The following is an 18,951-nucleotide window of genomic DNA, read 5'->3' as shown; positions in this document are numbered from 1 at the left end:
GAAACCTCCTCTACGAATGACTTGAATTTTTACGAAGACCCTTAGCGATTTAAGTGTTGTAAATAACCTGAAATATCTACGTTCAAACCTGCCGCCAGACTTTCCCCCAGCTTCGCATCCGCTCTATAAAAATTACAGATCGCCATCAGTTTCGATTTCTCGTGAACAGACGAGAGGTCGCCTACCAGATTCGAAATAAAGTTCGCTTGCTCCTGCTCGCTGAAGCTGCGGAATGTGTCTCCGGCTTGTGCGAAATCATTGGTTTTATCGATTTTTTGTCTACCAACAGTTCCATTGATGAGTGCACTGCTGTCGCGAAATTCAGGCGCTTCTTTCGGTGCATCGGCATGACGAGTCGGCTCATAATTCACACTGCCAGGCTGCTGCTTCATTTGCATAGCGCCATCGCGCTGGTTATTTTGCACGGTTGCATAAGGGCAGTTCACCGGGATTTGCAGGTAGTTGGCGCCAAGACGGTGTCTTTGTGTATCTGGGTAGGAGAAAAGCCGGCCTTGCAGCAGCTTATCTTCCGAGGGCTCAATCCCTGACACCAACACACTTGGCGCAAAAGCTGCTTGCTCCACATCAGCAAAAAAGTTCTGAGCGTTGCGGTTTAACGTCATTGTCCCTACTTTTTGCAACGGAACAAGGTCTTCTGGCCACACTTTTGTTGGATCCAGTGGATCAAAATCGTATGCATCCAAATCCTCAGGCGGCAGCAGCTGCACGTGCAGGTCCCATTTCGGGAATTCGCCGCGATCGATGTGGTCGTACAAATCTCTTGTTGCATGACTGAAATCCTCGCCCTGAATGGCTGAAGCTTCGGCTTTGCTCAAATTACGAACGCCTTGGTGCGGTTTCCAGTGATATTTCACATACACATAATTCCCTACGGAATTGATCCATTTAAACGCATGAACACCGAAACCATTCATTTCACGGTAATTCGCTGGTGTGCCGTAGTCCGAGAATACCCAAGTCAGCATATGCGTCGACTCCGGTGTCAGTGACATGAAATCCCAATAGCGGTCAGGCGTCTGAACATTCGTGTCAGGCGCCGGCTTCAAGGAGTGAACCATATCAGGGAATTTCATCGCGTCGCGGATAAAGAAAACAGGAAGATTATTGCCGACTAGATCGTAATTGCCTTCTTCTGTATAAAATTTAACTGCGAATCCGCGCGGATCACGCGCTGTTTCAGGTGACCCTTGCCCATGGATAACCGTGGAAAAGCGTACGAATACCGGCGTTTCTCTGCCAGCTTCGCTTAGGAAGCCTGCTTTCGTGTAACGTTTCATCGAATTTTCAACGATAAAAGTTCCAAAAGCTCCCGCTCCACGCGCATGAACCACACGCTCCGGAATACGCTCCCGATCGAAATGCGCAATCTTCTCTAATAAATGGTAATCCTCCAATAGTGTCGGACCATTCTGGCCTGCTGTCCGTGAGTTCTGGTTATCGCCTACAGGCGCACCCTGGTTGGTTGTTAAGTGGTTATGGGACATCTGCATTCTCCTTCGCAGGTATAATTGTATTATTTAGAATAATTATTATATAATATCTATTTTATTTTAATTGAGAAGAGTTGTCAATAACCCTTTCTACGCTTGTTAAACCTGAATTGGCTGCAATTTCTAGCACATTTTCACAAAATAGCGGCCCGTCGTTCCTCATGACTTCATATTCCTCCAACTCCATTCGAGAAGTTGAAAAAAGGCCATCAAGTCCCACCGCACTTGCGCAGGAACTTAACAGCCTTCAAAATTATTTAAGCCAAGGTACCACTTGTCCACTCTACTCCCCATCTGTATATACATGAATGCTCACGTTTGCCCCACCTAGTCCGCATCCAGAAAATCCTCGTACGTCATTTCCTTAAACCTTTCTTTCCAAGGAGAGATAGCTTGCAAATTCTCATAAATCTCTTCCGCCTTTTGAATGCAAACAGTTTGGACAATTCGGGCATATTCCATACATCCGGAATCATGAATCATTTGCAAAAAATCCTCTTTCTCTTTCAAAAGGAATTCTACGGTAATTTCACCCTCATAATATGCTTTCAATTGACTGAATGCCGTATCTTCAATGGATAGTAAATACAACACAGGAAGCGTTCGTTTCTTTCCAATCAAATCGTTTTTCACATCAAACCGAATAAGATCTCTCATATCATTTTGAATTTGATGAATAAGGCCAATACAGTCAGCTAATTGATGAATCTGTTCAATGGTTTCCTCCGTGCATTCTAAAGAGGAATAACCCATGAAACAGGCAAGCCGGTATAAGGAACCTGATTTCTCTTGCGTCATCATCAGATAGTCATCTACAGTTGATATCATATTGGTTACATCTTTTTGTTGGCCATTAATCGATCTCGAAATGATTTTGCTTACCTCGACTAGCATCTTATCTTTGACCTGCAAGTGCCCCAATTCACCTAACAATCCCATGAACAGCGCCATAACAGCATTCAACGTAATGGCTTGTGGACATTGCATCCATGGCTTACTCCCTTGATCTTGATCCTGCAAATCATCCATAATATCCAAAGTGAGAATGACCAGTTCCGTCACCGCAGCAAGTCGATGAATGTGAGGCGAATCTCCTCCTAACATCTTGTGCGTACAAATCGTGATCTTAGACCATGTACAGTTTTCCTTTTCTTTGTCATCTATAAAAGATTTAAGCAGAGTATTTAAATCTTCTACATAAATATAGTCATCAATAACACGATGCATATGCTGCTGGATGTCCTGCATCATTTCCTCCTTTAAGCCTTCGTGTAATATTTGCTTTTAATAAACTTTTCTAGTGCTTCCGTTCTCGATTTGGCGCCCCATTTGTCGTAAATCTTGCGTAAATAATTATCGACAGTTCGCTTGCTCATAAAGATGCGTTCCGCAATTTGATCGTGAGTCGCTCCCTTGACCAACATGTTCATCATGAGTACTTCTTCATCTAGTAACACACAGTCATCCTTGGTATAATCTCCACTTAATTGCATCTGGTGAAAGTATGATAACGGCAGCATCGTATGACCATCCAACATACAATTCACCATATTTTTAATCGTTCTTTCGCTCGACTCCTTCGATAGAACGCCGCTTACTTTGATTTCGATTAATTTATTTAAGATGCCCGTCACATCGATTCCCGTAAAAATAACAATATGCATATTCGGATAAATGTCCTTTAACTGAGCAGCGACTTCTGTGCCGGATAGATCAGGAAGTTGATAATCTAGAAATACGAGACCAGGCTGATGCAGCTCTACTTGTTCCAAGCATTGTTTGGCATTAGAGACAACGCCGATAACTTCAATACCATCGATCTCTTCTAATAAAGATTTGGTCGCACGTGCAAACAAAGGATGATCGTCGACAACCAATGTCTTAACGACTTCAATCATGCAGAAATCACCTCCTCGATGGGTATCGTAATGATAAACTTCGTTCCGTTTCCTTTTTGTGTATTGAGCTCAAAGTGTCCACCCACGTGCAAGACTCTGCTTCTCATTTGTTCGATCCCCATGCCTGATGCGCCAATCTCCGGGTGAACTTCGTCTCTATCATGAAATCCAACTCCGTCATCCTCATAAATTAACCTGAAACAAAAATCTTTTTCCATGATATGGAACTTAACTTTAGAAGCCTGCGAATGTTTTTTTGCGTTATTAAGCAGCTCTTGGACGATTCGGAATATATACCGTTTCGTAAGCAAATCTTTAGTTTCGATGACAGCAGCATGTCCTGCTTGAAATTCAAGCTCAAATGACGTTGTATATGACTCCTTTTCCAAGTACATCTTCAGCGTTTGAATCAGACCTACCTCTTTTAACAAATGGGGATTTAACTCAAAGCAGCTTTGGCGCAGGCTGGCATTGATCATTTCCACAAAATTATTCATATTTTTCAATTGTACCTGATCTTCTTGATGCATCGTTGGCTTATCGGCAAGAGTGGATATTCTTCTTTTGAGAAAGAAAAGATCCTGCATCGTCGTATCATGAAGATCGCTAGCAATCCGAATTCGTTCCTCTTCCTGAAGTTCAAACATCACCTTACGAAACCATTGAATATCCTGCGCTGCGTTTTCATGAGGAAGCTGGGAAGCAAATTGATGCAACCTGGCTGTTAACTTGCGGATCAAGTGGACATTTTCCAAGCTAACTTCCAAATAGGTTGTAATCAGCTGCAGCCACTGCCTCTCTTCCTTCGCAAGCATCGTGTTCGTCTTTTTCCGTGTCATAATCAAATAACTCGAATACTCTTCATGGCTATTCATCTCCATGCATGTATAAAGCGGATGATCGAGCAAGGATGACGAGTTAACAAGCTGCTGAACTTCTGAAGTATCTATTTCCCCTTCGTAAATGATCTCGGTATCGTTCTTATACTGGAACACAATGGCTCCACCCATCACCTGAAGGGTACCAACAATATCCACGAGTATGATCTCTTTCAACTCACGGAAACTGGAAATGGTCCCAAGGTTTTTAGATATTTTCTTCAAAGCAAATTGCAGGGCGTATTTTCTTGGGAACAAAAACGGCTCAAGCCGCGTTGTCCAATATTCGGCAACATACAGAACCGACGAAACAAGAATAATGGAACCAATGAATAGGAATAAAATTTGTTTATCATCTACTTCTTGACCAAATAAGAAAACGTAGGCCCCTGTAAACAGGCTGACGGGAATGATCGCCATTAAACCAGCGAACATAAAACGCCGGATAACAAGCCCGATATCATACAACTGATTGGAGGCAATCAAATAGGCAAATGAAATGGGGAAAACCAATATAAGCCCGCTTGTATACCTTGCATTTAAAATTTGTTGTCCTGTAATTAATTGAGGAAGTAAGGAGAAGCAGATGACTGGTAAAAAAGAGATCAACAATGACAACCATACGCTCTTAATAATGCTCGACACGTAGGATTGTTGTTTTCGAACTTTAGCATACAGAAATGTCAAAACACTCATATTGAAAATAAAGCCAATAATGAAAAAGACTAAGGTTACGGAGCCATCATAACGATACACCTTGGCCATCGGAGGATAAAAGTATAGGCTTCTTATAGCGAATGCTATGATTACGATTGCATACAAATATTTTAAAATTCGAGTTGGCAATTCCATATTGCCTTTTTCCTTGAAAAAGATAACCAAGAAATGCAAAAAGATAATCGGCAAAGCCATCATAAAGCTGGCAATCAACAGCTTTCCAATAACATCTCCCCTTACGGAAGCACCCAGACTCATATAAATCATAGCCATGGTCAGAAAAACAGCAGCGAGCAGCTTGGCCGATGGAGAACGGCGCATTTTCATGAAAAGCAAAACAGCCATGAACAGACATACGCCTTCCTCTACTAACGGAACCATATCGTAGAAGGTAGTGCTATTCCTGTTTACCTTTATTTCATACTCATAACCGTCTCTTGAAATCAGTAACAAGTGAGCTTTCTCTATCGCTTTCCATTTTTGAATGGTCCGGGATTCATCAGGAAGCTTGCCATCCACCTGCTTGACGATATCCCCAACCTTGAGGTTTAGCTTTGCACTGGCGCTTTCCGGAGTCATCTCCTTGATCACCCATTGTTGTTGTGGAGTCAATTCAACATAAATCCCGATATAAGGGAAATGAAAGGTAATGAACGAGCACCAAATCTGCAATACAATGAAAATTGTCACACAAAACCCTATTGCATATTTATTTCTCATCCACCAACATCCTCCATTTATTTGCTATAATACATTTGTAGTCCAATCGTATAAGAAAGAAGTGATCCTATGCCGGTCATCCAGTTAACCCCGAAATTGCAGCATGCCGTTCACATGTTGAAACGTAACGAGTTGCGCGAAGATGCAAGCCCTTTCTTAACTGAGCTATCATTATCTAAAGTAGAATCTGCCGCAGCGGTTAGAACCTTTAATCGTCCTGCAATTGCTAGGCAGAAAGATCTAGTAAAACTCGCAGGTGATTGGTGGTAAACTCTAGTATTATTTTACCAAATTAAAAAAGGATTGTATAATTAGCCTCCCGCTAATCATGCAATCCTTTTTATCGTCTTCATGCAATTGTTTTTGCATGTTTTACACAAGTACGAAAAATAGGTTGAAATCAGTGAAATGATTTATGTGATGCCCTTGAAACAAGTTAACTTTATGATAATAAGTATATATATGGAAAAACACACTTGGTTCTTAATATGGATGAGAAGAAAGGAGTTCAAGGTATGAAAGATAAAACAATGAGCCGATGGAGTACCTATGACCCCTTCTATATCGAACTAGCTGATAAAAAGATCGCCGATATTGTCATCACCCATCATGCCCATAGTCGATGGATCACTCGTGTGGAAGGTGAACAAACAAAGCTTGAGGATATATGTACGTATTTGTGGGATAAGCTTAAGAGCGGCAAAATAGCGTCCTACTACCGCAACGAAGAAGAAGTATACGTTATCGATGATGATTTACTAATGGTTGTGCAATTTACTGAGGTTGAGAAAGAAACCGATCTAATCGGCAGGCCCTTACATAGAATGATTGTCATCACCTTCCTCGGATTTATGTCTAAAACCATGGAATTGCGTGACTTACGAGCCTACTATTCTTGGCTGCGCCATTCCAGGAGAATGACGCTGATTAAGAATAACAGGAAAAAAAGATAATCCAAAAAAACGCTGCGGCGCAGGGGAGAAGAACTACTCCCATGCGCCGCAGCGCTTTATTTCAACCCCCTAAGCCGTCCCGAAGGTGACGCCCAGTTCCCGAAGCAGCTTACGGTACGCGATGCTCAAGCGATCTGTATTCAGATGCAGCTCCGCTTGAAGATCGAGCGGAAGCAGCTCAGGCTTCTGGTTTTCAACCATTTCTCGATCCTGCTCAATGAGCAGATCCTGAAATTGAACGAAAACCTCGTCAGGTTCCTCATAAGCATAGTTCCTCTGCTTCAACATGAACGCTTTGCTCATTTGCTCCGTTTCCGGCAGCACCATCAAGAACAACCGGAAGATATGATCCGTATCGCGATCTCTTTTGGTAAAAGCGACACAGAGCGGACCGAACACTTCGTAGACGTATCGGCTATGTACGCCGCGCCCCGTTCCATCCGGATCAGGTTGATAGACGATAATTTCCTCTGAAGTAAGGACACCGTCCTCCTCGTAAACCTGATAATCCCCAATTTCAGCAAATTCACTATCACCTAGCAAACCCTCATGAACAAACATTAGATGGGATACGTCGAGGAAGTTCTCAATGATACGAGGTCCTGCAGCTTGCAGGGTGTAAGGTCCCATGATGACTTCTTTGAAGCCGTCAGGGATAAACGCACTCACTTTTGGCAGAGAATGAACCGGTGTACCTAAGCTCACCCAGATGAAACCGTGTGCCTCTACACATGCGTAGACGAACGCTTTCGCCTTGGAGGGAATCGCTCGATCAGCAGGCAGAGACGGAATTCGCGTACAAGTACCGCAGCCGTTGTATGACCAACCGTGGTAAGCACAGACGAGTTCATCCCCCTTCACTTTACCCAGTGATAATGGTACTCCCCGATGAATACATAAGTCCTTGAAGGCGTGGACGCCTTGCGAAGTACGGAATACAGCCACTTTTTCGCCTAACACGATGACAGGTATAGGCTTTTCTAGCAGATCTGACGACAACAACACCGGATGCCACTCGTCAATCAAAGCAATATCTTGTATCGTCATCGCCCTAACGTCCTCTCACACTTATTTCGGAATGACACCTTTAATGCCCTTAACAAACCAGGTTGTGCCCAATATCTCTTCGTCTGTCATCTTTTTACCCTGTTCAAAACGCGTCTTGCCATCTTGATCCACGATAGGTCCTTGGAATACTTCGAAGGTACCGTTCAAGATATCTTGCTTCTTCTTCTCAACAAGAGCTTTAACGTCGGCTGGCACATTTTTACCTAGAGGAGCTATATCTGTAATGCCTTCTTTCATGCTTCCGAAATACGCGCCGGATTTCCAAGTCCCATCCATGACACTTTTAACGGTCTGCACATAGTAAGGTCCCCAGTTCCATTTCGGGTTAGAAATATATGTCTCAGGCGCAAATCGGCCCATATCCGAGTCGTTTCCGATCCCCCACACTTTGCGTTCCGCTGCCGCTTGAATACTTGCAGGTGAATCTTGGTACGCAGCCAAAATGTCAACGCCTTTATCCAGTAAAGAAATCGCAGCTTGCTTCTCTGTCGCCGGATCGAACCAAGTATTGCTCCAAACCACAGACACATCAATATCCGGATTAACGCTTTGTGCGCCAAGGGTGAAAGCATTAATGGTATAAATAACTTCTGGGATTGGGAATGCACCGACATAACCCATGTGATTGTTCTTGGTTATTTTACCGGCCGCCATACCTACGAGATACGCACTTTGGTATTCGCGCCCCATGTATGTCCCTAGGTTAGGCAGTGTTTTATAGCCAGTTGCGTGTAGAAATGTGACCTTCGGGTGCTTTTGAGCTACATTGTACATCGGGTCCATATATCCAAAGGACGTTCCGAAAATAATATCGTTCTTCTGTGCCAACTCTTCAAAAACACGCTCTGCATCAGGACCTTCAGGAATATTTTCAACCGTTGTCGCTTTGATGCCTAGCTCTTTTTCCAACATTAAACGGCCTTGATCGTGCTCGTAAGTCCAGCCTCCATCACCTGGAACACCGATATAGACAAAGGCGACTCTAGGCAGCTTTTTCTCCGCCTGTGGCGCTGTACTGCTAGCTGGGGTTGAAGCAGGGGACGCATTAGGTGCGGTCGTGATGCTAGTCGTTGTTGATTGTCCAGAGCAAGCAGTTAGGATCATAAGTAAGATAGCTGTTAAGGAAAACATCCATTTTTTTGTCATAATGGCTTCTACCCCTCTCTTTTTATCGACAAACCACATCTTTCTACAGCTCTGAAAATGCCTTCATAGCCCGTGCATCGGCATAAATTGCCACACAGTGCCTCTTCGGCCTCCGCCCTAGTCGGGGTAGGATTCTTTTCCCATAAAGCCGTAAGCGTAACGACCATACCAGCGGTACAATAACCGCACTGGAGCCCTCCTTCCTCTAACATAGCTTGCTGAACGGGATGCAGCTCTCCCCCCGCCGATATCCCCTCAATGGTCGTCACTTCCTTACCTGCCGCTTGATAAGCCATAAGCAGGCAAGAATTAACGGGTTTACCATCAAGCAGTACCATGCAGGCCCCGCATCGTCCTATCTCACAAGAAACTTTGGTTCCTGTTAAAAGCAAGTCATCGCGCAGGATATCCGACATCCGTTTGGAAGCAGGGACCGGTACCGCGACAGCCTTACCGTTAATGGAACATTCAAGCACATAAGTTGTATTAATCAATGGCCTCCACCCCTTCTAACCAGTCGATGGACTGCACGATGTTTTCCGGTGAAATCGGAAGTCGATTTACCCAAATACCCGTTGCTTGCCGGACCGCTGCGGTAATGGCCGGGGCCAAACCGACGGAGCCGATTTCGCCAACCCCACGCGGGCCAAATGTATCATCCTCGGGCAAATCTTCAATCGCTTCTACCCGAATGGTATGAGGGCTGTCCTTGAAGGTTGGAACTAGGTACGTGTCCAAATTATGCCGGACGTAATTGCTTTCCTTCATGACGGCATCTTCAGTCAATGTGTATCCCAACGCCATTACGCTGCCGCCCTCAATCTGTCCGAGGAACCCCATCGGATTAATAACAGGACCTGCTGCAATGACGTGATCGGTTTGCAGCACCTTCACTCGCCCCGTCAGCATGTTCACTTCCACTTCCACGATGACGGATGCGTAGGAGTATAAATAATGAGCGCCGACCAGCCCTTCCGGCGTCGTCGGGTAGTCGAACTCCGTATGCGCGATGATCGGCTGGGCTGCTGCCTCAGCAGCCTCCGCCAACTCCGCATACGTCACAACCGGCTTGCCCGATTCATCGCCCTTGCGATGAATCCCGCCTGCGCCGGTTGCCAGTTCTTCGGCTGCGAGGCCGGCGAGTGCAGACGCCTGCTGAAGCAGCGCCTGCACGAACGGCGGCTTCAGACGCTGCAGTGCGCGCCACATCATCGTGGTGGCGCGCGAAGCGGTGCTGGATCCGCTGCTCGGCACGCGATCCGTATCGCCGATGACGATGCGGATGTCTTCGGCGGTGCAGCCAAAGAAGTCTTGCAGCATCAGCGTGAGCGCTGCATAGAGCCCTTGCCCGAACTCCTCGAAGCCGAAGGAGGCTTGGATCTTGCCCTCCGGCGTAAGCTCGATGCGTCCGCCGGAGTGATCCGGGATGCCTAGGCCGAGCCCGGCGCCGTGCATCACCATCGCTGCGCCGACGCCCCGGCGGATCCACGGGGCTTCGCCCTTGTCATTCCGCTCGTCACCCTGCTGCCTCTCCGCTTGATCCCGCTGCTTCTCGCCCATGCCTTGCTGTACCTTTCCATCGCCTTCCCGCTTCAGCTTCCCGCGCTTCGCCCAGAGCGGCGACTCCATCACCTTACTCCACACTTGGCTCGCGCCCTCGGTTTGCACAATCTTCTGCCCCATTGGCCCCGGGTCGCCCGGAGCGCGCAAGTTCTGCTTACGCAGCTCCCAGGAGTCCATACCGAGCTTCTCTGCTAACCGCTCGATTTGGCTCTCAACGGCAAAAATCACCTGATTGCCGCCGAAGCCCCGAAACTCACCGGACACGCCGTTATTCGTATATACACCCGTCCCCTGAACATCTACATTCGGGATGTTATAAGGTCCTATCGCATGTTCCGTAGCAAAATTCAAGACCTCACAACCCAAGGTTGCATAGGCGCCTGTATCAGCAAGAATGCTGACTTGATGTGCGATGAGACGCCCCTCTTTATCCGCGCCGGTCTTCATCTTAATCCGCATCGGATGCCGTTTGATGCCAGATATGACGGATTCACGTCGCGAATTGTGCATTTTGATCGGTGATCCCGTCTTCAGTGCCATAAGGGCACCGAAGGGCTGCACATTGAGTTCATCCTTACCGCCGAACGACCCGCCGATCGGACTGGATACTACCCGAATCTGCTCCTCAGCCATCCCTAGAATCCTTGATAGCTGCATCCGATCCTTGTAACCATGCTGCGTCGGCGAGTAAACCGTCAATCGGCCATCATCCTCTGGGATAAACAAGCCGCCCTCCGTTTCCATATAGGTGTGCATTTGACGAGGCGTAAAATACGTCTCCTCAACAATATGTGCACATCCCTCGAACGCCGTTTCTGCCTCCCCATGCTTCAAGCTCGTTCGGTGCAGCAGATTGCCATCGGGATGCAGCCTAATCGCACCCGCGTCTAGCGCCGTTTCTGGATCATCTACAACAGGCAATGGCTCATAAACAACCTCAATCAGGCTAAGCGCATATTCAGCGATCTCTTCCGTATCCGCAGCTACCGCCGCCAAAGCGTCCCCAATGTAACGAACGCGATCATGACAGAACACAGGCTGATGCGGGAAAGCAATGCCGAATAAATTCATACCAGGCACATCCTCTGCCGTTACCACGACGCGCACACCCGGAGTCATTATCGCCTTGCTTGTATCGATGGAAAGAATCCATGCATGGGGGTAACGACTTCGAAGCACTTTCCCATGCAGCATGCCGGGTGCTGTTAAATCCGTGAGATATCGGAGCTTTCCGGTTACCTTTTCTTCACCGTCAGGTCGGATAATCCACTTATTCGCATACGTATCACGACTTAGGAGCATCCGCTCCGCCCCCTTTTTGCCACGCTTTATAGCACTCAGAAACGATGAGATTGGCCGCTGTCTGCTTGCGATAAGTAACACCGGCATAATCATCAGCCACAGCATCGAATTCCGTGAGCAAACCCTTATGCAGATACTTCAGAAGCTCCTTGGATAAAGGCTGACCCATGGCAGCGGCCTCCAGATCCTTAAACCTTGCTGGAACAGCGCTTCCTCCGCCCGCAGCTAATGCAATGCTTGTGAGGGCTCCATCCTTTCCTAGAGACAGCCTTCCAGCTACTGTTACAACCGATGGGGTGAACGCTTCTCTTCGTCCCACCTTAAGATAAAACTCATACTTATTCTCCTCTTCAACACCTAACGGAGCCGCCGTTGGCACCACGATCCCTGTCATTACCTCGTTCTGGGACGAAATCGGACTTTCCAGCCACTCCGTCAGCGCCAGTGAACGTTCATTCTGCCCATCCGAGCAAATGATTTGGGCATCCATTACAAGCAACACAGGAATGAGGTCCCCCGTTCGTGACATTACGTTGCCTCCGATAGTGGCTAAATTTCGTACAGAGGGCGCTGCGATCTCAGAGCAGGCTTGCACTAGGAGCCCGCATCGTTGCCTAACCAGCTCATTTTTCATCAAATCTGCTAAACAAAGAGCTGGCCCTATATGAATGTGTCCAAGAAAATCGACCGTTAATCCCGATAGCAATGAGATATTACCAAGGCTAATCAGATGCTGTGGGAGCGGTGAAAGACCGTTTTCCCAGCGCGTACGGAGCCAGGTGCCCCCAGCAATGAGTACCGAGTCATCTCCCCATTTATGCTTCATACGCATGGCTTCCGCTACGCTCGTAGGCTGCCATACTGAAGGCTGCTGCTCTGGCAGCTGATACAAAGGAACTGACATGAACAACCCTCCTTAAATCACAATAGATACGATTGGTTCGTTATTGTCTTGCTTCAAGCCACTTCTAATGGATAATCTCAATAGAAGTTGTAATCATTTAGCGGTGTCTTAAATCGGGATTCAATCGTCATATATGCTGGGTTGAGGTTGCCCGATGAATGAATCCCTATTCGCGATTAAATGATGTTGTAAAAAGTGCAACAATTACTGCAAATGGGCTCGAAATGTTGTACAAAAAAGTGCAACTTCAAGTTGCAAAATAACCTTTAGGCGTGTGAATTGTTGTATAAAATACAACATGGGTAACTCTATAGCCCCTCTACCCTCACGAAAGATGAATGTCTCTAAATTGAATTTTTTCCAATACTCCGTTTTTCAAAAGCCATCCGCATATAAATTAGATATACTATAAACAATATCCAAAAACTACGTCAACTTACTTAACACGTTTTTGTGTTTTTGTATAAAAAAATAGCGCATTATTAGTAATAATGCACTCGCTCCTTCTTTTATGTTATTTAAGTTCACATATATTGGTGCGAAAATATTTTTTTAGCCTGTTCATAACGATCCAATGTATCAACATCCATAAACTTCAACTGGTTTTCCTCTTCCACAATTTGACCGCGGTACGCTGGCAAGTGAAACAAGGATCGCGCTCCGGTATCCCCTTCCAAAGCAGCAGCAGCCGACCACATCCCTCGCCCCAAAATAACAGGAGGCTTCGGCATCCCCTTATCCCCGCTGGCGATATAATCGTAGCCCGCTTCCTTATTAAACGCATTCGTAAGGCGAAATAGCATCTGACCATCTACGAAAGGCTGATCCGCCAACAGGACTAAGATGCCATCTGCACTCATCTCTTCCGCCACCTGGATCCCCGTGCGCAGCGAGTGCGCCATCCCGCGTTCAGCATCCGCACATATCTCAATCAGGCACCTGCCCAATAATATGTGCATGTGAGCTTCTTCTGGCAACCAATCCAAGGAATCACCATCACGAACGACAACAACCACACTATGCAGTTCGGAATGAAGAGCTTGCAGCAAAGCAACCCCGCCAAGCCGTACGCCTTCAGCCATTTCTAACGACTGCTTCGCTGTCCCCATCCGTCTGCTGCTGCCTGCCGCCAAATATACACCAACGACCTTCCTCTTCACAGCGCTCACCAAGGGCGGCAGCTTTGGGTATCTCGCCCCATGGCTACAGAGGAGGTCCACTCTCCAGTCGTGCGAACACCACGCTTCATACGTATCAATTCAGCTACTATGCTGACTGCATTTTCAACAGGGCCTTCTGAGCCAATGTTTAAACCAACGGGATAATGCAGCCACTCCGGCCGCTCTAGTCCTTCAAGCATCTTCTCCGTTCGATCCCTCGAACCCATGATACCGAGGTAACGCAGACTTGATTCCATAACTCCTCGTACGAATGCTGTATCCTTCTCAAACTGGTGACTCATGACAATGACATAATCCTGCGCATTCAGCTTTAGTTGTTCCCCCAATTGTTCAGGAAAAGCCACGACCGTCTCCGACTCCGGAAAACGCTCCGCATTGCAGTAAGCTTCCCGCCAGTCTGCTACGACCACGCGAAACCCAACACTTACCGCCATTTGGGCTAGCGGAATCGCATCTGGATTCGCCCCAAACACAATAACCCTCGGCTTCGGCGTAAACAACGAGACGTACACAGAGTGTCGGTCTGAAGGTACTCCCCCATCGGGATCACACAACGTATAGGTTATATTCGAATACCCATTCGAGAATGTACGCAGCAGCTGCACGGCCTCCCCGCGATCCAAGCTAGCTTTCACCACCAGCAGGTTAACAAGCAGCTCCCCGGAAACAGGCTCCAGCAGGATACGAATCAACCCGCCGCAGCCAATCGTTTCACCCCAGCCGAAATCGTCTGCCGGTCTCATGTCGTACTCTACCATTTGCGGTTTTTGCGACTCCCATACAGCAGGTACGTATGCGGATAGATCAGCTTCCAAACATCCAGGAGAAATACTGCCTAGCGAGCTCTCGTCTGCCATCAGCAGCATAACTGCCCCTTGCTTGCGATAAGCATGACCTTCCACATGAATAACCGTCGCTAATACACGCGCATGCGCATTACTCTCCACCGCTTGCAAAATGTCATAAGCCTCCATCACTCATCGCACCTCGCTTTATGGATTTATCGTCCTACCAACCGATCGCTAAACCGTCACCTCGAGGATCCGCAGCACCGCTCATGAAACCTTTCTCATCAATAACAATGCCCTGCGCTTGCCCCATAATCCCATCCCAAGGGTTCACGGGTTCAACACGATGTCCCCATTTTTTCAAACGCGCATACACATCGCCGTCCAGACGGTGCTCGAGCTTCAGCGCATCGCCATCTTCCCCCCATGTACGGCCGTAAACCCAACGCGGTAGCGATATGGCTTCTTGAATGGATAAACCATAATCCAGCACGCCTGTCAGAATGGAAAGCTGTGTTTGCGGCTGACCTTCTCCACCTTGTGTACCGAAAAGCATATAAGGTTTCCCCTCTTTGCTCACCATCGCAGGCATTAACGTATGAAATGACCTTTTGTTAGGCTCTAGAACGTTTGCGCATGCGGGATCCAGCGAGAAATAAGAACCTCGATTTTGCATAATAATGCCTGTATCTCCAGGTACATAAGCAGCGCCGAAGTCGAAATATAAGCTTTGTATAAACGAAACCGAATTCCCTTCATCATCAACAACAGCCGCATAGGCCGTATCCTGCCCGATCGCTGGTGACAGGTGCTCACTCACCTTGAGCGGCTCCGCTTGAATCTCATTCCAGAGCTCCGCCGCATAGGCTTTAGAAAGCAGACGCTCCAGCGGAATTTCCCGAAAACGGGGATCCGTCAAGTAAAGATCACGGTCTTTGAACGCCTTTTTGATCACTTCGGACATTATATGATAAAAATTCGCGGAGGCCCGCGGAACCGCACTAACTTCTATATTTTCCAGCATATTCATCATCATTAGCGCTGTGAATCCTTGTGAATTCGGCGGCATTTGATAAATGTCATACCCACGGTAGGTTGTCGAAAGCAATTCCACCCATTCACCCGAATAAATACGGAAATCATCTTCCTGCAGCAATCCACCATCCCGCTGAATGCTGTCAACAACCGTTTGCATCAAAGAACCCTTATAAAAGGCTTCTCTGCCTTCACGTTGCACCTGACGTAACGTATGGGCCATGTCTTTCTGGACAAGACGATCCCCTTCTTTCAAAAGCTCGCCGTTCGCCATATACAAAGCACTCAACTGCTCAGAAGCCCGAATGAAAGCCTCGTCCTTACGCATCCAAAAAAGCAAATTTCGCGAGATAGGAAAACCATTTTCCGCATAAGCAATAGCTGGATCGAGCAGCTTCTCCCACGACAGCTTCCCGTACTTCTCCCATACTTGCCACCAGGCATCCACCATTCCCGGAACGGTTATCGCGCTTAGAATTCCTCTTTGGGGAATCGCATGTAACCCTTTATCCTTGTAAAAATCAGGCGTCGCCTGCGCAGCTGACTTCCCGCTTCCATTAAATCCTGTAAATGTACCCGTCGCAGCATCGTGCATGAGGAAAAAGGCATCCCCGCCAAGCCCAGTCATATGCGGGTAGACGACTCCAAGTGTCGCACTGATCGCAATCGCGCTATCAAACGCATTGCCTCCCTGCTGTAAAATAGCACTCCCCACACTGCTAGCCAAATAATGAGGCGTAGCAATCATAGCTCGCTCAGCTCGCGGCATGATGTTTAACATGGCAGCTCCTCCTCTTTACGAGCATATAACGTTAACGCTGCTTGCAAAGCCTTGCCGATTGTAATATCGGCGCCGTGCCAGAGGAGAACTGCTTCCAGTGCTCCAAGCACGTGGAGCACATTCTTTTGATTACAGCTAAAGCCCATCGTGCCGATTCGCCAAATTTGACCCTTCAGAGGTCCGAAAGAACTGGCGATTTCAATACCGAAACTGTTTAACAGCATCGAACGTACAGATTCACCAGCGATTCCATCTGGAATACGGATGCAGGTCACAACCGTCAGCTTACAGTCCGGATTCCCATATAGCGATAAGCCCATTGCTTGAAGGCCTGCAACTAACGCAGCCTCATGACGCTGATGACGACGGTATCGCTCCTCTAGGCCTTCCTGCAGGACAAGACGCAAGCCCTCGCGCAAAGCGTACAGCATCGAGGTTGCCTCCGTATGATGATTGAGCCGTTTCGGACTCCAATAGTCCTGGAGCTGGCCGAGGTCGAAATAATTGCTTGCGACTGGCTTCCCAGCTGACACCGCCGAACCTTTCTCACGCAGTCCCCGCTCAATCGTTTTGCGTCGCATTACCTTGGCTTCAACACGTTCGTTATACGTGATTGGCGACATGCCGGAAGGGACGGATAAACACTTTTGCGTTCCGCCGATAACAGCATCCAGCTGCCATTCGTCTGTCTTAACTGGGACTCCGCCAATCGTAGCGACTGCATCCACAACAAGCAGGGCATCCACTTCACGGCAGGCTGCTCCGATGCCATCAAACGGTTGGATACAACCCGTGGAAGTTTCGCCATGAACGATCGCTACAATGCTCGGCTTTTCCCGGTGTATGGCTTCGATGATTTCCTCAGGCTCGAACACCGTGCCCCACTCTCTCTCTAGCAGGACAACCTCTGCACCGCAGCGCTCCGAGATTTCGACAAGCAGATTGCCGAAGCGGCCATAGATAGGAACAAGCACCTTGTCCCCCGGTTCAATCACACTCACTAGAACAGCCTCAATACCCGAACGCGAGGTGCCATCTATTGGAAAAGCCCATTGATTTTTTGTTTGAAATACATCGCGAAGCATTTCCATCGTCTCATTCATCAGTTCAGTGAATTCAGGATCGAACTGTCCCAGAATCGGATATGACATCGCCCGCAGTACCCGCGGGTCGACCTCCACAGGTCCAGGGGTCATTATCGTTCGCAGCGAGGGCGACAAGTCTTTATAAGATTTCATCTATTTTCCCCCCATAGCCATATTGGTATAACACATGCACCAGTGCTTGGAACCCAGCGACCAGTTCGGCCGGTTCCGTAAACTCTTCAGGACTGTGGCTAATGCCAGCGCGACTTGGAACAAAGATCATCGCTGTCGGACATATCGGTCCAAACAACTGAGCATCATGCCCTGCCCCGCTAGGCAGCCGCATACTCTCGAACCCTTGGGTATCACAGACAGCTTCAATTTCTGCTGAAATCCCTTCATGCATAGCCACAGGCGAAGCATGTAAATTAAAGGTCGTATCTATTTGAAGATCTCTTCGCTTCGCGATTACTTCAAACTCAGCTAGCAATCTCACACGAAAAGCATCCATCTTCCACTCGTCAGTATGCCGAATATCCAGCGTAAATTCAACTTCCCCCGGTACCACGTTCGAGGTTCCCCGCTTTACTTCCAAACGACCAACGGTAGCTACAAGCGGTTCCCACTCCTCCAGCGCCATCCGCTCGGTCAGAGCCACCATTTCCGCAGCTCCTGCAAGAGCATCTTTTCGCATCGTCATCGGTGTTGTTCCGGCATGATTCGAGGTGCCCGTTACTACTACTGTCAACCTTATTTGACCTACGATCGCTGTAACAACGCCAATTTGCTTCTGATTATACTCCAGGACTGAGCCTTGTTCGATATGAATCTCAATATATGCTCCTATATCTTCGCGCTTCGCAGGGTTTTCACCTACACTTGCAGTGTCGAATCCAGCTTGCTTCATCGCCCCAAGCAGCGTCACACCTTCAAGATCAGCAATTCCCGAGACTCCAGTCAGCGACCTCACACCAGTTACATGTCCAGAGCCCCAATAAGCCAACGGGAAGCGACTTCCCTCTTCCTCACAGAACGAAACGACTTCTAGTGTCCTCTTGGGCGTCCCATAAACCGCCTGCAAATAACCAAGTGCCATCATGGAGGCAACTACGCCGTATGCCCCATCGTATTTACCGCCGTTTTTCACCGTGTCTACATGTGAACCTGTGAGTATTGGCTTCAAAGCAAGGTTATTCCCTTGCAGTTTTCCGAAAACATTACCAACGGCATCGAAGCCTGCTTCCAGCCCCAACTCGTGCATCTTCTGGGTAAGAGCCTGCTGCGCCAACAGCCATGGCTTCGTATATAGCAAACGGGTGACTCCCCCATCTGGGTCGGCGCCATACGAGGAAAGCCACTCCAGTACTTCGAGCATCTGCTCGGCGTATTGTGACAGCAAATCCAGCGAGTTCGGTGTCATT

The 18,951-nt window shown here is 47.7% G+C and carries 15 protein-coding genes; 1 reads left to right on the top strand and 14 read right to left on the bottom strand.

Annotated elements, in window-relative coordinates; translation table 11 throughout:
* Positions 1–41 precede the first annotated feature (41 nt).
* The 4 genes from QFZ81_RS00170 to QFZ81_RS00155 all read right to left on the bottom strand — a co-directional run bounded on the left by QFZ81_RS00170 (position 42) and on the right by QFZ81_RS00155 (position 5,724).
* Positions 42–1,505 (bottom strand): catalase, encoded by a 1,464-nt coding sequence (locus QFZ81_RS00170; RefSeq protein WP_307600842.1) that lies wholly within the window; start codon positions 1,503–1,505, stop codon positions 42–44.
* Positions 1,506–1,838: 333 nt separating this feature from the next.
* Complete coding sequence (locus QFZ81_RS00165; protein WP_307600840.1) at positions 1,839–2,762, bottom strand: polyprenyl synthetase family protein; 924 nt, start codon at positions 2,760–2,762, stop codon at positions 1,839–1,841.
* 8 nt (positions 2,763–2,770) lie between these two features.
* The gene (locus QFZ81_RS00160) at positions 2,771–3,409 is read right to left on the bottom strand and encodes a response regulator transcription factor (RefSeq protein WP_307435231.1); all 639 of its coding nucleotides are present in this window, start codon (positions 3,407–3,409) and stop codon (positions 2,771–2,773) included.
* A complete protein-coding gene (locus QFZ81_RS00155; protein WP_307600838.1) occupies positions 3,406–5,724 on the bottom strand; it encodes an ATP-binding protein in 2,319 nt (772 codons plus the stop codon). The genes QFZ81_RS00160 and QFZ81_RS00155 overlap by 4 nt, the downstream gene beginning before the upstream one ends.
* Positions 5,725–6,239: 515 nt before the next feature.
* Between QFZ81_RS00155 and QFZ81_RS00150 the strand changes: the two genes are divergently transcribed.
* Positions 6,240–6,677, top strand: a complete 438-nt coding sequence (locus QFZ81_RS00150; RefSeq protein WP_307435242.1) for a hypothetical protein — start codon at positions 6,240–6,242, stop codon at positions 6,675–6,677.
* Positions 6,678–6,746: 69 nt separating this feature from the next.
* Here the strand turns inward: QFZ81_RS00150 and QFZ81_RS00145 are convergent, their stop codons facing one another.
* The 10 genes from QFZ81_RS00145 to QFZ81_RS00100 form a co-directional block, all read right to left on the bottom strand.
* Entirely contained in the window at positions 6,747–7,724 is a 978-nt protein-coding gene (locus tag QFZ81_RS00145; RefSeq protein WP_307435245.1) for an aromatic ring-hydroxylating dioxygenase subunit alpha, read from the bottom strand.
* A gap of 21 nt (positions 7,725–7,745) precedes the next feature.
* On the bottom strand, positions 7,746–8,891 hold the full coding sequence (locus tag QFZ81_RS00140; protein ID WP_307600836.1) for a BMP family ABC transporter substrate-binding protein: 1,146 nt from the start codon (positions 8,889–8,891) through the stop codon (positions 7,746–7,748).
* A gap of 8 nt (positions 8,892–8,899) precedes the next feature.
* On the bottom strand, positions 8,900–9,385 hold the full coding sequence (locus tag QFZ81_RS00135) for a (2Fe-2S)-binding protein (RefSeq protein WP_307435251.1): 486 nt from the start codon (positions 9,383–9,385) through the stop codon (positions 8,900–8,902).
* Complete coding sequence (pucD, locus tag QFZ81_RS00130) at positions 9,378–11,756, bottom strand: xanthine dehydrogenase subunit D (RefSeq protein ID WP_307600834.1); 2,379 nt, start codon at positions 11,754–11,756, stop codon at positions 9,378–9,380. Before pucD ends, QFZ81_RS00135 begins: the two co-directional genes overlap by 8 nt.
* Positions 11,740–12,660 (bottom strand): FAD binding domain-containing protein, encoded by a 921-nt coding sequence (locus QFZ81_RS00125; RefSeq protein ID WP_307600832.1) that lies wholly within the window; start codon positions 12,658–12,660, stop codon positions 11,740–11,742. The genes pucD and QFZ81_RS00125 overlap by 17 nt, the downstream gene beginning before the upstream one ends.
* 524 nt (positions 12,661–13,184) lie before the next feature.
* Complete coding sequence (locus tag QFZ81_RS00120; RefSeq protein WP_307600830.1) at positions 13,185–13,820, bottom strand: nucleotidyltransferase family protein; 636 nt, start codon at positions 13,818–13,820, stop codon at positions 13,185–13,187.
* 5 nt (positions 13,821–13,825) lie between these two features.
* Positions 13,826–14,815 (bottom strand): XdhC family protein, encoded by a 990-nt coding sequence (locus QFZ81_RS00115; protein ID WP_307600828.1) that lies wholly within the window; start codon positions 14,813–14,815, stop codon positions 13,826–13,828.
* A 34-nt stretch (positions 14,816–14,849) separates the two neighbouring features.
* Positions 14,850–16,445 (bottom strand): gamma-glutamyltransferase, encoded by a 1,596-nt coding sequence (gene ggt / locus QFZ81_RS00110; RefSeq protein WP_307435266.1) that lies wholly within the window; start codon positions 16,443–16,445, stop codon positions 14,850–14,852.
* Positions 16,439–17,683, bottom strand: coding sequence for a pyridoxal-phosphate-dependent aminotransferase family protein (locus tag QFZ81_RS00105; protein WP_307435270.1), 1,245 nt, complete (start codon positions 17,681–17,683; stop codon positions 16,439–16,441). Before QFZ81_RS00105 ends, ggt begins: the two co-directional genes overlap by 7 nt.
* Complete coding sequence (locus QFZ81_RS00100) at positions 17,670–18,950, bottom strand: Zn-dependent hydrolase (protein WP_307600826.1); 1,281 nt, start codon at positions 18,948–18,950, stop codon at positions 17,670–17,672. The genes QFZ81_RS00105 and QFZ81_RS00100 overlap by 14 nt, the downstream gene beginning before the upstream one ends.
* Position 18,951 lies beyond the last annotated feature (1 nt).

Origin of the sequence: Paenibacillus sp. V4I9 (assembly GCF_030817295.1) — a bacterium.
In the GTDB taxonomy this organism is placed as follows: Bacteria; Bacillota; Bacilli; order Paenibacillales; family NBRC-103111; genus Paenibacillus_E.
This window is presented reverse-complemented; position numbering and strand designations above follow the sequence as displayed.

Excerpts from the sequence above, each read along its gene's own strand:
- QFZ81_RS00100 (WP_307600826.1), bottom strand. The coding sequence starts at position 18,950 with ATGACACCGAACTCGCTGGATTTGCTGTCACAATACGCCGAGCAGATG.
- QFZ81_RS00155 (WP_307600838.1), bottom strand. The coding sequence starts at position 5,724 with ATGAGAAATAAATATGCAATAGGGTTTTGTGTGACAATTTTCATTGTA.
- QFZ81_RS00105 (WP_307435270.1), bottom strand. The coding sequence starts at position 17,683 with ATGAAATCTTATAAAGACTTGTCGCCCTCGCTGCGAACGATAATGACC.
- QFZ81_RS00165 (WP_307600840.1), bottom strand. The coding sequence starts at position 2,762 with ATGATGCAGGACATCCAGCAGCATATGCATCGTGTTATTGATGACTAT.
- pucD (WP_307600834.1), bottom strand. The coding sequence starts at position 11,756 with ATGCTCCTAAGTCGTGATACGTATGCGAATAAGTGGATTATCCGACCT.
- QFZ81_RS00115 (WP_307600828.1), bottom strand. The coding sequence starts at position 14,815 with ATGGAGGCTTATGACATTTTGCAAGCGGTGGAGAGTAATGCGCATGCG.
- QFZ81_RS00125 (WP_307600832.1), bottom strand. The coding sequence starts at position 12,660 with ATGTCAGTTCCTTTGTATCAGCTGCCAGAGCAGCAGCCTTCAGTATGG.
- QFZ81_RS00145 (WP_307435245.1), bottom strand. The coding sequence starts at position 7,724 with ATGACGATACAAGATATTGCTTTGATTGACGAGTGGCATCCGGTGTTG.
- QFZ81_RS00140 (WP_307600836.1), bottom strand. The coding sequence starts at position 8,891 with ATGACAAAAAAATGGATGTTTTCCTTAACAGCTATCTTACTTATGATC.
- QFZ81_RS00170 (WP_307600842.1), bottom strand. The coding sequence starts at position 1,505 with ATGTCCCATAACCACTTAACAACCAACCAGGGTGCGCCTGTAGGCGAT.
- ggt (WP_307435266.1), bottom strand. The coding sequence starts at position 16,445 with ATGTTAAACATCATGCCGCGAGCTGAGCGAGCTATGATTGCTACGCCT.
- QFZ81_RS00150 (WP_307435242.1), top strand. The coding sequence starts at position 6,240 with ATGAAAGATAAAACAATGAGCCGATGGAGTACCTATGACCCCTTCTAT.
- QFZ81_RS00160 (WP_307435231.1), bottom strand. The coding sequence starts at position 3,409 with ATGATTGAAGTCGTTAAGACATTGGTTGTCGACGATCATCCTTTGTTT.